Source organism: Pseudoalteromonas sp. BSi20652 (assembly GCF_000239855.1).
In the GTDB taxonomy this organism is placed as follows: Bacteria; Pseudomonadota; Gammaproteobacteria; order Enterobacterales; family Alteromonadaceae; genus Pseudoalteromonas.
Window position 1 is genome coordinate 1 of record NZ_BADT01000291.1, and the last position, 13,374, is coordinate 13,374.

General features: G+C 40.8%; 11 protein-coding genes and 3 pseudogenes. 9 read left to right on the top strand and 5 right to left on the bottom strand.

The window, feature by feature from the left end:
• Window positions 1–311, top strand: a pseudogene (locus P20652_RS19450) (transposase); the annotation flags it as partial.
• Window positions 312–706: 395 nt separating this feature from the next.
• Here the strand turns inward: P20652_RS19450 and P20652_RS00065 are convergent.
• On the bottom strand, window positions 707–910 hold the full coding sequence (locus P20652_RS00065) for a helix-turn-helix transcriptional regulator (protein ID WP_008173157.1): 204 nt from the start codon (window positions 908–910) through the stop codon (window positions 707–709).
• Complete coding sequence (locus P20652_RS00060) at window positions 903–1,385, bottom strand: hypothetical protein (RefSeq protein WP_008173160.1); 483 nt, start codon at window positions 1,383–1,385, stop codon at window positions 903–905. The genes P20652_RS00065 and P20652_RS00060 overlap by 8 nt, the downstream gene beginning before the upstream one ends.
• 389 nt (window positions 1,386–1,774) lie before the next feature.
• On the opposite strand from P20652_RS00060, the gene P20652_RS00055 reads away from it, so the two are divergent.
• Together P20652_RS00055 and P20652_RS00050 are read left to right on the top strand one after the other, a co-directional pair.
• Entirely contained in the window at window positions 1,775–2,182 is a 408-nt protein-coding gene (locus tag P20652_RS00055; protein WP_008173162.1) for a hypothetical protein, read from the top strand.
• Between the two features lie 26 nt (window positions 2,183–2,208).
• Complete coding sequence (locus tag P20652_RS00050; protein ID WP_008173163.1) at window positions 2,209–2,547, top strand: hypothetical protein; 339 nt, start codon at window positions 2,209–2,211, stop codon at window positions 2,545–2,547.
• Between the two features lie 188 nt (window positions 2,548–2,735).
• Here the strand turns inward: P20652_RS00050 and pdsS are convergent.
• Window positions 2,736–4,870: pseudogene (pdsS, locus tag P20652_RS00045) on the bottom strand (proteobacterial dedicated sortase system histidine kinase).
• A complete protein-coding gene (pdsR, locus tag P20652_RS00040; protein WP_008173167.1) occupies window positions 4,870–5,559 on the bottom strand; it encodes a proteobacterial dedicated sortase system response regulator in 690 nt (229 codons plus the stop codon). Before pdsR ends, pdsS begins: the two are co-directional and overlap by 1 nt.
• A 204-nt stretch (window positions 5,560–5,763) precedes the next feature.
• On the opposite strand from pdsR, the gene pdsO reads away from it, so the two are divergent.
• Genes pdsO through P20652_RS19455 form a run of 3 tightly spaced genes read left to right on the top strand, consistent with a single transcriptional unit; the run spans window position 5,764 to window position 9,174 of the window.
• Window positions 5,764–6,495 (top strand): sortase-associated OmpA-like protein PdsO, encoded by a 732-nt coding sequence (gene pdsO / locus P20652_RS00035; RefSeq protein WP_008173169.1) that lies wholly within the window; start codon window positions 5,764–5,766, stop codon window positions 6,493–6,495.
• Between the two features lie 46 nt (window positions 6,496–6,541).
• A complete protein-coding gene (locus tag P20652_RS00030; protein ID WP_008173170.1) occupies window positions 6,542–8,572 on the top strand; it encodes a marine proteobacterial sortase target protein in 2,031 nt (676 codons plus the stop codon).
• Window positions 8,569–9,174, top strand: a complete 606-nt coding sequence (locus tag P20652_RS19455) for a class GN sortase (protein WP_083832882.1) — start codon at window positions 8,569–8,571, stop codon at window positions 9,172–9,174. Before P20652_RS00030 ends, P20652_RS19455 begins: the two co-directional genes overlap by 4 nt.
• On the opposite strand, the gene P20652_RS00025 is transcribed toward P20652_RS19455, so the two are convergent.
• Window positions 9,069–10,028 carry a DMT family transporter gene (locus P20652_RS00025; RefSeq protein WP_033018330.1) on the bottom strand — a complete coding sequence of 320 codons (960 nt, stop codon included), beginning with the start codon at window positions 10,026–10,028 and terminating at the stop codon, window positions 9,069–9,071. The two genes, P20652_RS19455 and P20652_RS00025, sit on opposite strands and share 106 nt — an antisense overlap.
• A 119-nt stretch (window positions 10,029–10,147) precedes the next feature.
• Here P20652_RS00025 and proB point away from each other — a divergent pair, with 119 nt between their 5' ends.
• The 3 genes and pseudogenes from proB to gltX all read left to right on the top strand — a co-directional run bounded on the left by proB (window position 10,148) and on the right by gltX (window position 13,284).
• Window positions 10,148–11,251 carry a glutamate 5-kinase gene (gene proB / locus P20652_RS00020; protein ID WP_008173173.1) on the top strand — a complete coding sequence of 368 codons (1,104 nt, stop codon included), beginning with the start codon at window positions 10,148–10,150 and terminating at the stop codon, window positions 11,249–11,251.
• 144 nt (window positions 11,252–11,395) lie between these two features.
• Window positions 11,396–11,754 (top strand): annotated as a pseudogene (locus tag P20652_RS00015) (glutaredoxin family protein).
• Between the two features lie 45 nt (window positions 11,755–11,799).
• The gene (gene gltX, locus P20652_RS00010) at window positions 11,800–13,284 is read left to right on the top strand and encodes a glutamate--tRNA ligase (protein WP_008173177.1); all 1,485 of its coding nucleotides are present in this window, start codon (window positions 11,800–11,802) and stop codon (window positions 13,282–13,284) included.
• Window positions 13,285–13,374: the final 90 nt, after the last annotated feature.

Here is a 13,374-nt window from a genome sequence, read left to right on the forward strand (position 1 = left end):
TACGTTTTGCAGGTATGCCACGTCAGATTATGCCTAAAGGGCTGCCGTTTGAGCTTAAATCGTACCTTGAACTCGTTGAGCTAACAGGGCGAATAATGCGAGAGGATAAACGCGGGCATATTGATGATATAACCCTTCCTTTGCTAGAAAGGCTCAATATATCCCCAGAAAGCTGGTTAAAACTCACCACACAATTTACGCGCGTATTTCATGGTGCAGTAGGCAGGCCCAGTTCACAAGCAAGTTACTGTGAAAATTTAAAGCGGAAACGGCGCTCAAACATTAGCAATTGCGAAAAGTTACTCGCATAAATTAAAGGTCTTTTAACAAGACACCCATCCTAAATTTTGCACTTTACGCAATTAGAGGCTAGCCTTTATTTAGCGGTCAATTCTAAATTAATAAAAATTCAGTTTACTTTGTTTGCCGATGTGGTTGTTAAACAAGTTGCATAGGGCAAAAATATTGAGGTGCACTACATAGTAATCTCATAGTGTGACCTCATAGCAGTTAGGTTAATTGTTAAAGCAATATCGTAGAACCTAAAACTTACTTTAAGCAAACCTGTAGCTGCTTCTTCCCATTATTAAATAAGCCCAACATGTGTTGGGCTTATTATGTACAGGGCTTATTATATTAAAAGCGCCTAATTTGTTGCTATTAGTTTTTGCTTAATGCATTACCATCGGCTGTTGAGTCAGAATGCTTATCTCAAGGTAAATACTTGCTCAACAGAAACAGAAAAATAAGCCGCTATTTTTAGTGCAATAACCACCGACGGTGTAAAACGCCCAGTTTCTACTGTGCTAATGGTTTTTCTAGAAACGCCTATGGCATCCGCTAACTCTTGCTGAGATATTTTATGCTGCAATCGAAGTTTGTGAATATGGTTATCTAAATCTTCATTCATAAAGCTCTTCCTTGCGTAGTTTCCACAAAATCAATGCGCCATGTGTAGCTGCTGCTAAGCAAAGCAATATTTGAAGTGCATCTGTAAGCTTTAAGGGAGTTATTAATCCTATGAACCAATTGCTGTCGCCACTATAAGCGAGAAAAATTCCGCCAATTACCATAATGTGACATGTAGCGCGCAAGCTGAACGAACTGACATAATCTACATACTCGTCATTAAATTTCAATGCCCAGTAACCTAGGTTTGATATATGTTTAGCAAACTTCATCGATTTAGCTGCTAACACAATACAGTAGATAAAACTCACAAATAAAGTTAAATCTACTAGCAAATATATAACTGAATCGGTTTTGCTGATTACTGTTGAAAGCAGCTCTGCTAACAAGAAAAACGCTAGAGCAATACTGGCTTTTCCAGTAATGGTTAAATATTGCTGTTCTTGTTCTGGTAGTGCTGAGATTGATTTTGCCATCTGTTGTATATCCCTTTTTGGTGGCGACCCATTAATGTCGCGTTGTGTTTACTCCACTTAAGGTTTCATTTGATACCTAAATACACCATATGTAACCTCTAGGTATCAATGATACCCAAAGGTTACATAAAGGCAACCTTTTTTTATTTTTTAATTCGCGTTAAGTGAGTATTGAGCCTGTACTAAACTAATACTTGGACAATAATGAGAAAGGAATTTTAAAAAATAAGAGAGAAAACCAACTGAAAATATAATTTAAAAACAATGTTTTACTTTATTTTTGCTAGGTTGAATTAACAAATTGATCCAAAGTAGGAACTCAGATATGGTTGTTTTATTAATAAAATAAATTTAAACGAGTTAACCTAAAAGGGTGCCCATAGTTAGCTATGATCGAGAGCGCGGAGGAGTTTAAAAGATTAAGAGAAAGCGATATTCCAGAGGAGTATCGTCGCGCTGCTCATGAAGGAGCCGACACCCAGGTATGGAAATGTGTGCTAGAAAAATACCCAGATATGGCATTTTGGGTGGCACAAAATAAGGCTGTTCCAATCGAAGTTCTCGAAGTGTTATCAAAGCATCCTGATCCAAAGGTTAGAGATATGGTTGCAAGAAAAAGAAAAATAACAGAATCTTTAATGCTAGCCTTTGCGACTGACAGTGATCCGTCAGTAAGAAACACACTGGTAAATAATGGCAAGGTTACCGAGCGAGTTTTAAAAATATTAGTTAATGATGCCTGGCAAACTGTAAGTGAGCGTGCAGCTGAAAAACTACAAGCTCTAATAAAGTCATAATTTTTAGCGAGATTAACAAGGAAGATATGCGTTCAATTCAATTTTTAGGTTTATTGGCATCCATAATGTCAGTTTTGTGTTTGTTTTGGGCTTTAGCACCGCTTTCGCCTGACAGTAGCGCTTCAGCAGAAGGTGCCTCTGGCTTGTTTTTAATGTTTGTTGTAGCGCCACTATTTGGCTTTTCAGCCTTGCTGTTAATCCCTTCATCTATTGCACTATTGAATGTTAAATTAAGAGCGAACACCTATTTTTGTGGTAAGTTTTGGTATGGTGTATGGGGCCTTAATAGTTTGATATCTATTGGGTATGTATTTGTAATTTTATATGTTGGTTATATTTACTTAACTTTAAAAGTTAGTAACTAGCACTGTAATTAAACCTTGGTAAAATAATATTTTACGTTTTTATGCCCGTTTTACCCACGATTTTTCTGCTTTGCTCGACGTTTTACTAATGTTTGTAATCAGCACTTATTAGGCTCTTGCATTTAATTAAGCCTTTTAGCCAGCTCCACTAGGTCAGGCTAAACCAATTACAACTAAAGAATTTTTAACTAATTTGCTAACGGCAAACTTACTGTAAAAGTGACTCCATTGCTTTGTACGTTATTTTGCGCGGTCACGTTGCCTTTATGGTAGTCGCACACCAGCCTTACAATATAAAGACCTAACCCCAAATGTGGCTGTTGCTGCATTTGCTGGCTACGTACCGACACCATAGAGTCAAAAATATGCTCCGTTAATCCTTCGGGTAACGCGGGTCCTGTGTTACTCACTGTTAATGTTGCTTTATTTTCGCTCTGCTTAAGGCTTACATTAATAGCCGTATTGGCTTCACTAAACTCCAGCGCGTTATTAATAAGCTTATCAAGCAGTTGAGCTATAAACTCCGGTGCACCTTGCATAGGTAATTTGTTTTGGCATACATCAAGCGTAAATAACTGGTTTGGGTAAGTAAGCTGATAGCCTTGCATGCAACCATTAATTACTTTTTGTAAATCAAAAGGCTCAGGCTCGTTGCTTTGAATACTTTGCTCAAGGCGAGTCGCCTCACTCATGGTGGTAATTATTTTACCTAAGCGCTCAACGCCTTCACTGGCGCGATCGAGGTATTTTTGGCTAAGCTCGGTTTGCTCCAAACTTTGTAAGTTCTCGAGTGACGAGCGCACTAAGGCAACCGGCGTACGTAGCTCGTGAGATAAACGCGACGACATGTTTTCTAAATAGTCGGTATAGCCACCCAATCGGCTTACAATATTTGCAAAACTGCGCGATAGGTCACCAATTTCATCATTAGAATCACTGTAACTAATACTGCCAGTAACACGCCCTTGTGCATCTATTGCTTGTTCAGCTGTATCGCGCAGCCGCCTAATTCGATTCGATATACGCGAGGCAAAAAAGAATAAAGTCACGGTACCTATTAGCATGACGGCTAAAATAACGTTAAATAACTTTTCGAGCGATTTATTACGAAGCGTGCGAACACCGTTGGTGGTTTCCTCAGCTATTACCGCGCCAATTACTTGGTCTTGAATCCAAATAGGGTAAGCGGCTGATAAAATAACGGCTTTACTGTCGGGTGTTAAGCGCCAAGACGATGCAGGTTGTCCTTTTAATGCTTTCGCTAAATGTGTGCCCTGCATAGAGGCTACATCGTGCAGGGTATCTAAAAACTCATTTTCGGGGCGCGTTAATATTTTATAGTAAATTGGGTGCAAATAAGTTTGTTCAAAGCGTTGCCATGTAGTTTCTGGTGGCTGATTTTTAAGGCCATCTGCCCATACGCCATCTGCATTTTGAATAGTGCCCGACTGCGCAAGTACACGATGATGGTTATCGACCACCCAAATGCGGCTACCACTGTGGCCCATGCCTTTTAAAATACGGCTAATTTCTGGAGAGGGGACTAATACTGAGCCTAAATCGTTTGGGTTATTTAAGTTTGAGGTCGACATTATTTTAGGCTCTAGCAACGCCTCTTTACTATCAATGTCAACAATGGCAAAGCCAAGTTTGTTGCCCAGCATGCTAATAGGAAAGCGCAGCTCTACGTTATAACCTGATTCGGTACTTTCAAAATAGCCCTGGATTTTAGTAAAAGGGGCTTTGGTTTTTGCATCAAACGCATTAACCCAGCCGTCTTGGCGCGGCGCAATAATGTAAGTATTAAACTGGCCGTCAGGGGTTTTTAAACCAATTTTTAAATAATCGTTATTGGTTATGCTTAAGCTGTTTTTAGCGCGATAAATAAGGGTGTTGTCGGTCACTTTAAATACGGCGTATAAGTAGTTATCAAACTTGCCAACCATGTGATCGAACGACAAATCATTGGCTTGATGTTTGTTATCTGTTTTTTGTAAATAGCGTTTATCGTAATGCCAAAATAATGCTTTATAAGGTTCCCAGTCGGTTAGCTTACCATCAAGCTGAATAGGGTTTTTTAAGTTGTAGGCGTATAAATCGCGGCCTTTTACTACTTGGTCTAAAAAGTTGGTTTGCTCGTCAAATAATGCGGGGCGCTCATGTAATGCGGTAGCAAGTGCGCGAGTGGTGCCTACGAGGGTTTTTTCTTGGCCTTGGCGTAAAAACTTTTCCATTTCCCATACGTACTCGTAGCCAAGCCACGGCAGCAAAAACAAAAACATGAAAGTAATATAAATTTACTGCGCAGACCAAATCGTAGCATTAGTGTTGTTCCCACCTGTAGCCCATGCCATACACGGTGTCTATGCAATCAAAGGAGCTGTCGAGTGCTATAAACTTTTTACGAATACGTTTTACGTGTGAAGTAATGGTGCTGTCGTCTACATAAATTTTTGCATCGCTCATTAATTCGTTACGGCTTTTAACATGGCCTGGTCGCTGGGCGAGTGAATGCAGCATCCAAAATTCGGTTACGGTTAAATCAACTAATTGTTGTTGCCAAAATACCTGCATACGTTGCGTGTCGAGCGTTAACTGCCCGCGTGTTATGAGTGCATTGGCATCAGCGGGTTGTTCAAGTGCTTCCATTCGGCGAAATAGCGCACCAATACGTGCAGCCAAGTGAGCCAAGCTAATGTCTTTTGTTAGGTAGTCGTCGGCGCCCATGCGCAGGCCGCATACGGTATCTATTTCACTATCGCGGGCGGTTAAAAAAATAATAGGCAGTGTTTTAGAAAGCGCTCGCAATGTTTGGCACAGTAAAAAACCACCATCTATTTCATGGCCTAGGCCAATATCAACAATGGCTAAATCGGGCAGGGCATTTTTAAATTCAGCTTCTGCGCTGGCGCGATCTGCAAAGCCACTAACGTGATAGCCCTGTGCGCTCAGCATTTCTATGTAGTTTTCGCGGATTGCGGGTTCATCTTCAACGATGGCTATTTTTTTCATTCTAGTCATTATCCTATTGCCTCTGTTGTGCACTATATCGAAGTTTTTAAGCTAAGTACGCTTAAAAAGGCAATTGCCATTTTTTTGCCACAATTGCTCAGTAGTTTGCCATTTTTGCTCCCCTTTGTTGCCACTTGAGCTTGTTTTAATACACCCATCAAAACAAAACATCACAAATTTTAAAGTAAGTTTAAGGATCAAATCATGAAGAAGACATTAATCGCGTTAACACTGGTTGCTAGTTTTTGTACTCCAGTAATTGCCTCAACATCTAACACGCCATCAAAAGAAGCCCATAGAGAAACGGCTATTGGTTTAGGTACAGGCGCTATTATTGGCGGCGTAGTGGGTGGGCCAATCGGTGCGTTTATTGGGGCATTTGCTGGTGGCTTAATAGGCGATTCAAAAGTCGCTGATAACAAAATTGCAGAGCAAGAGCGTGCAATTACGGTCATGAAAGAAAAAACCAGCGATTACCAACACGTGCTTAACCACAACAATATGTTAGAGCAACAGCTAGAAGTACTTGCCAATCAAAATGAGCAGCTAACTCAAGTTCAAATTAATAACTTATTGGCGATGACGGTGCAATTTAAAACAGGTTCAAGTGTTATTGCCCCGCATTTTTCGCTGCAGTTAGATCAACTCGTTACCTTGTTAAACAACCAACCACAGCTCGCGCTTGATTTAAGTGGCTTTGCCGATCAACGCGGCGATGAGCAAGCTAACCTTTTACTTTCTAAAGCGCGTGTAAATGCCGTGCAAAGCTATTTAATAAAACACGGCGTAAGCCATAAACGCTTAAGCACGCAGGCATTTGGCGAGCAGCAAACATTGGCTAATAGCAACACGGTGGAAGATAACTTTTTTGATAGACGCGTAACGCTTACTACTCGCTCAATGAATAGTGTAAATGGCCAAACGGCGAGTAACTAAACCTAATTGAATCTAAGTAAAGCTAAGCGTTCGATGGAGTGATTTTATGTTGAGTAAACCAACCAAAATGCTTACTAAAGTAAGCATTTTTATATTTATAGCGATTGTGCTGTTAGCGAGCTTTAAAAGCCATGCGCAATCACCCAAGTTAGAACTTTTTGATAGCAATGGTGCGCCAGCAGGCCCTGCAATAATATTAAAAAGCGACGCCAATATGACCTTAACTGGCCTCATTAATCATGTTGTAGTAACGCAAACCTATCAAAACGAAAACCCGTTTGCAGTTAATGCGCGATATGTATTTCCATTGCCTGATGAAAGCGCTGTGCATGCTATGACCATGCACATTGGTGAGCGAGTCATTAAAGGCCAAATTGATAAAAAAGTGGAAGCCGAAAAGAAATACGAGGAGGCTAAAAAAGCAGGTAAGCAAGCGGCCCTTGTACGCCAGCAACGCCCCAATATGTTTATTACTAATGTGGCAAATATTGGCCCTGGTGAGCAAGTAATTATTGAACTTGAGTATCAAGAAATAATTGATTACAGCAGCGGCACATTTGCTATTAGGTTTCCTACTACCATTACACCTCGTTATCACGCGATTAGTGGTGAGGTTGAGGTTAATACTCAAAATCAAGCGCATGTTAATCCGCTCCCAACGGGATGGTTAAGCCCTGTTTACAGCATTCAAAACATCACTCAAAATAGTACTCAAAATGATACCGTACCAAGCAGCCAATTTAGCTTAAACATAGATATAGACGTAGGCTTAGAGCTGGTGGATATCAGTTCTAAATTTCATAATGTTGATGTGCAAAACACCGCGTTTGGACAATATAAAATAGCGCTAAATGAGATGAATGCAGTTAATCGCGACTTTGTACTGGAGTTTAAACCGCTGCAAAAAGAGCAAGCTCAAGCCGCATTTTTTACTCAGCAGTTTGAAAATGGTGACCGATACGGGCTTGCTATGCTAATTCCACCAGGGGATCACTTTACACAAACTCAGCGATTACCTCGTGAAATGGTATTTGTAGTTGATACGTCTGGCTCTATGCACGGGCAATCTATGGAGCAAGCTAAAAAAGCGTTGTTTTATGCGCTTTCATTACTTGATAGCGACGACAGCTTTAACATTATTGGTTTTGACAGCATAGTAACTCCAATGAGCGATAAACCACTTATAGCCAGCGATTTTAATTTACGCCGTGCAGAGCGATTTATTTATAGCCTAGAAGCCGACGGCGGCACTGAAATACAAGGTGCGCTTAATGCCGTACTTGATGGCAGCGAGTTTGATGGTTTTGTACGCCAAGTTGTATTTTTAACTGATGGCAGCGTAAGTAATGAAGACGTATTGTTTAAAAATATTCAAAGTAAATTAGGCGATAGCCGTTTATTTACAGTGGGTATTGGCAGCGCACCTAACAGCTTTTTTATGCGCCGAGCGGCAGATATAGGCAAAGGATCATTTACGTTTATAGGCAGCACAAGCGAGGTGCAACCTAAAATGCAGCAGTTGTTTGACAAGCTTGCACATCCGGCTATTACTAATTTGGCGCTAAGCGATGAAAGCGGTAACAGCTTAGATTTTTGGCCATCACCACTACCTGATTTATATTTTGGCGAGCCTATAATGGTCGCTATAAAACTTAATGATGCTAAAAGTGTGGTACTTGCTGGGCAAACAGCACAAGGGCCTTTAAGTATTAAATTAAGCACACAAAATAGCTCAAGTGCTCAAGGTATAGCAAAGCTATGGGCGCGCCAAAAAATCAAGTCATTACTTTTATACAACGAGCAAAGTACAGTTAAAGATGAGGTACAAGAGCTTGCGCTTACTCATCAATTACTTAGCCCGTTTACTGCTTTTATAGCGATTGAACAAACTCAAATAAAAGAAGTGGCAGAGCAAACGGCGCAAGCTACTAATGCAGTACCACAAGGTATGGCAATGCGTTTACCGCAAACCGATGGGCAAAGCAGGTTACATATATTGCTAGGCTGTATTTTATTATTGGGATTTGGCGCGCTTAAAATAAACCGAGGGCTTAAATTAAGTAGTGAATATAAATGAAAAAGTGGCTAAGCGCGGGCTTACTAATAGCTGGGCTTGGATTATTTGGGCACGGCGCTTATATGCAGGCAAAAGCGTGGCTTGCTCAAGTATTAATTGAGCAAGCATGGCAAGAGGCGCTTAAATCACCCGGCACTAAAGTAAAACCGTGGTATTACGCCGACAGCTACGTGACTGCAAAGCTTGATTGGCCAAGTCACAATAAAACATTAAGCGTATTGGCTGGAGCGAGTGGCCGTAACTTAGCGTTTGCGCCTAGCCAATTTTTACCCGCAGGGGAGCTGGGCGGAAAAGAGTTTGGAAACGAAAAAGGCGCGCTAATAGCAGGGCATAACGACACCCACTTTGCATTTTTACAAAACGCCAAAGTGGGGGAGACGTTTACTTTGCAACTGCAAAGTGGGGTGATTCAAAATTATAAGGTAACGGGAATTGAGGTTATTCATCAATCCCAAAACTCATTTTTACAAACACCTGGGCTTTATTTGCTTACCTGTTACCCTTTTGATTCGCTTGCCTCGGGTACTGATTTAAGATTGCTTGTATCTGCGCAAATGTCTTCGCCTGATTCGCTAAGCGGTATATCTACCACGAGCTCTTGATGTCGCTGGCTTACCATTACGCCAATAAATACCACAAATATGCTCAGCCATTGCCAAATGTTGAGCACTTCGCCCAAAATAATAGCTGACAAAATAAGTGTAAAAATAGGAATTAAATTAGAGTACGCAGCAGCGGTTAATACCGATACCTTGCTAATTGCATAGTTGTACATGCCGTAGCCGCCAAGGGTTACACACGAACCTAAATACAAAATGCTCATAAGCGCGGTTAAGTCGTGTTGGTTTTCGCTTGGTAGGTCGATAAAAAACAAAAACGGCGCAAAAAACAAGCTGCCGCTAATACCTTGCAACGCAATTAAAGTCAGGGGCGAGTAGCGATTAGCTAAATGTTTAATACTTACGGTATAAAATGCAGCGCACACCATAGCCATAAGCTCTAAAAAGTTACCCAACAACGGGTTAGGTGCTTGGTCCGTACTGGGTGAAAGAAGCGTAAGTAAAATACTACCGCCAATACACAGCGTAAAACCGACAACAATGGCTTTGCTTATGTATTCTTTAAGTAATAAAAAGGCAAGCAGCGCAATAATAATGGGCAGGCAAGAGACAATAACACCGGCCTGCGAGGCTGACGTGTATTCCATTGCATGGCCTTCAAATAAAAAATACAAGCAAGGCTCAGCAAGCGACATACCCACTAAATACTTCCAGTCACCTTTTAAATACTCAAACCGAATAACGTAGCGCCACAAACAAAGCGACAAAACTAACGTAGTGAGCATGCGTAAAAATATCACCAATGCAGGGTCGTAAATAGCAATGGCGTATTTAAGCGCAATAAAAGAGCTGCCCCATAAAAAGGTGGCAATAATTAAACATAAACTGGCAGGCATAGAGAGTAATTTACATAATTTAATAAAATCAGATCCTAGCATGAATATTTTTAACTTGTTCAAAAATACCGAGCTGGTATAAATTAATTCATCTTTAATTAATCAATAGTAAAAAGCACATGCAAAGGGAACAAGTAATAGTTGTAAAGCTTGGTACAAGCGTACTTACTGGGGGCACCGATAAGCTAGACAAAGCACATATGGTTGAATTAGTTCGCCAATGCTGCGAGCTTAAAAAGCAGGGTCATCACGTTATTTTAGTATCGAGCGGCGCGGTTGCCGCTGGTCGCGAACAGCTATTAAAACCCTGTGGCAGAAGCTTAATTGATAAACAAATGCTTGCTGCAATTGGGCAAGGCCAACTTATTCATATTTGGCAGAGCTTGTTTGGTTTATACGGTGTAAATGTAGGGCAAATGCTGCTAACACGCGCTGATGTAGACGACAGAGAGCGCTACCTTAATGCCCGCGATACACTTACCGCATTATTAAATTACGACGTTGTGCCCATCATCAACGAAAATGACGCAGTCGCTACCAGTGAAATAAAAGTGGGCGATAACGATAACTTATCGGCACTTGTTGCTATTTTGGCTAATGCAAACAAATTACTATTACTTACCGATCAAGAAGGGTTATTTACCAGCGATCCGCGCACAAACGCCGATGCCACCCTCATTGGCGAAGTAACTCATATAAACGATGAGCTGCGCCAACTTGCTGGTGGCAGTGGTACAAATTTAGGCACCGGCGGTATGGCAACTAAACTACAAGCAGCCGATATTGCAAGGCGTGCAGGCGTTGAAGTTATTATTGCTAAAGGCGCAGGTAAAAACGTTATTTTAAAATGCATGAGTGACGAGTTACCTGGCACTCGTTTTTTAAAACTCACTGCTCCAAAAGATGGTCGTAAAAAATGGTTACTAGCCGGGCCTAAAAGTACCGGCCAAATTGTTATAGATGCAGGTGCTATTGGCGCCCTTCAAAATAAAGGCGCAAGCTTACTCGCTAAAGGCGTTACTAATGCATTTGGACGTTTTGAACGCGGTGATTTAATTGATTTAATTGATACTAAAAATCAAGTGATTGCACGTGGCTTAACGCGCTTTAGTAGTACCGAGGTAAATAAAATAAAGGGTGCGCATTCTAGTCAAATAGGCCAGCTACTTGATTACGATACTGGGGCTGAAGTATTGCACCGAGATGATTTAGTCTTACTTTGATAATTATCATTTATATAGGCTTACTCTCAAGTATGATTGAAATGTAATGAACGAACTGACTATTGATAATGGTATTGAGCTTTTTTGATTGTAAATTTGTGCTAAAATCTGGCTCCTTAAATTGTTGTAAATAGAGTGCTAAGCATGAAATTAGTTCGTTGGTTACTAGGTTCTATAATTTTATTTTTAATTTTGTATTTACTCCTCGCAGTAAAAAGCGTGCAAGCGACGAGCAAGCACAGCTTGATCAGCAAACCTCACAATTTAAACTGTATCAATTTAAAGCATGCCCGTTTTGTGTAAAAGTACGCCGCGCTATTAAGCGTGAAGGCTTAAACATAGAAACGCGTGATGCGAAAAATAATGAGCAATATCGTCAAGAACTACTAGAGCAAGGCGGCAAAGTTAAAGTACCTTGCCTGCGTATAGAGCAAAACGGTCAAGTACAATGGCTTTACGAATCAAACGATATTATTGCGTACTTAAATAAAGTAGCTGCTTAAACGATCCATTTAATTTTTATCTCACTTATTTAAAGAGACATTACCATGACAATCCGTACTCGTGTTGCCCCGTCGCCAACTGGTGACCCGCATCTTGGCACCGCTTATATTGCACTATTTAACTACTGTTTTGCTAAGCAGCAAGGCGGTGAATTTGTACTTCGTATAGAAGATACAGACCAAGTACGAAGCACGCCAGAGTCGGAACTTGCGATAATGGATAGCCTACGTTGGTTAGGGCTTGAGTGGGATCATGGTCCTGATGTGGGTGGCGAATTTGGTCCTTACCGTCAATCTGAACGTAGCGATTTATACAAAAAATACGCGCATCAGTTAGTTGACGATGGTAAAGCGTTTTACTGCTTTGCAACAAGCGAAGAGCTTGATCAAATGCGTGAAGAGCAAATGGCACAAGGCCTACGCCCTAAATATGACGGTCGTGGTTTAAACCACACAGATGAAGAAATTAAAGCAAACTTAGCTGAAGGCAAACCTTACGTTATACGTATGAAAATCCCAAGCGAAGGCACGTTTAAGTTTAACGACTACTTGCGTGATGAAATTGAGATCCCGTGGGAAAACGTAGACATGCAAGTGCTTTTAAAAGCAGATGGTTTTCCAACGTACTTTTTAGCGAACGTAGTTGACGACCACCATATGCAAATTAGCCATATTTTCCGTGGTGAAGAGTGGATTAACTCAGCGCCTAAGTTATTAAAGCTTTATGAAGATTTTGGTTGGGAAGCGCCAGTACTTGGTCATTTACCACTACTACGTAACCCAGATAAATCAAAGCTGTCTAAGCGTAAAAACCCAACGTCTATTAATTACTATAAAGAAATGGGCTACCTGCCAGAAGCCGTGCTTAACTATTTAGGCCGTATGGGTTGGTCAATGCCTGATGAGCGTGAAAAATTCACGTTAAATGAGATGATTGAAAACTTTGACATGAAGCGCGTATCGCTTGGTGGCCCAGTATTTGACGTAGATAAATTAAGCTGGTTAAACGGCATGTGGATCCGCGAAAATCTAACCGACGAGCAGTTAATTCAGCGCTTTGTTGATTGGAAGTTTAACGGCGAAATGCTCGCTAAAATATTACCAGAAGTTAAAACACGTATTAATACGCTGTCGGATATGGTTGAGCTTGCAGGGCACTTTGTAGGCGGAATTCCAACTTACGATCCAGCGCTTTTAACTGCGGGTAAAGCAGACGAAAACGTGATTCGCCAAGCGCTACAATTTTTTGTATGGCAGCTTGAAGGCTTACGTAGCTTTGAAAAGCCTGCTATTTTTGCAATTGCAAAAGAAGTAGCAACATTCCACGAGCTTAAAATTAAAGACTTTTTAGAGCCAATTTTTGTCGCAATTACAGGCAAAACATCAAGTACGTCAGTGCTTGATGCAATGGAAATATTAGGGTCTGACTTATCACGTGCTCGTTTACGTGTAGCACTTGCACATTTAGGTATTTCTAAAAAGCAGGCTAAAAATATAGAGCGTGCGTACCGCGAATACCCAAGTGCATAATTGCTAAAATGCACTAACAAAAGCCGAGCTTATTAAGCTCGGCTTTTTTGTGTCAGATAGTTTTATATAAGGGTCTGTTGAACTTTCAAA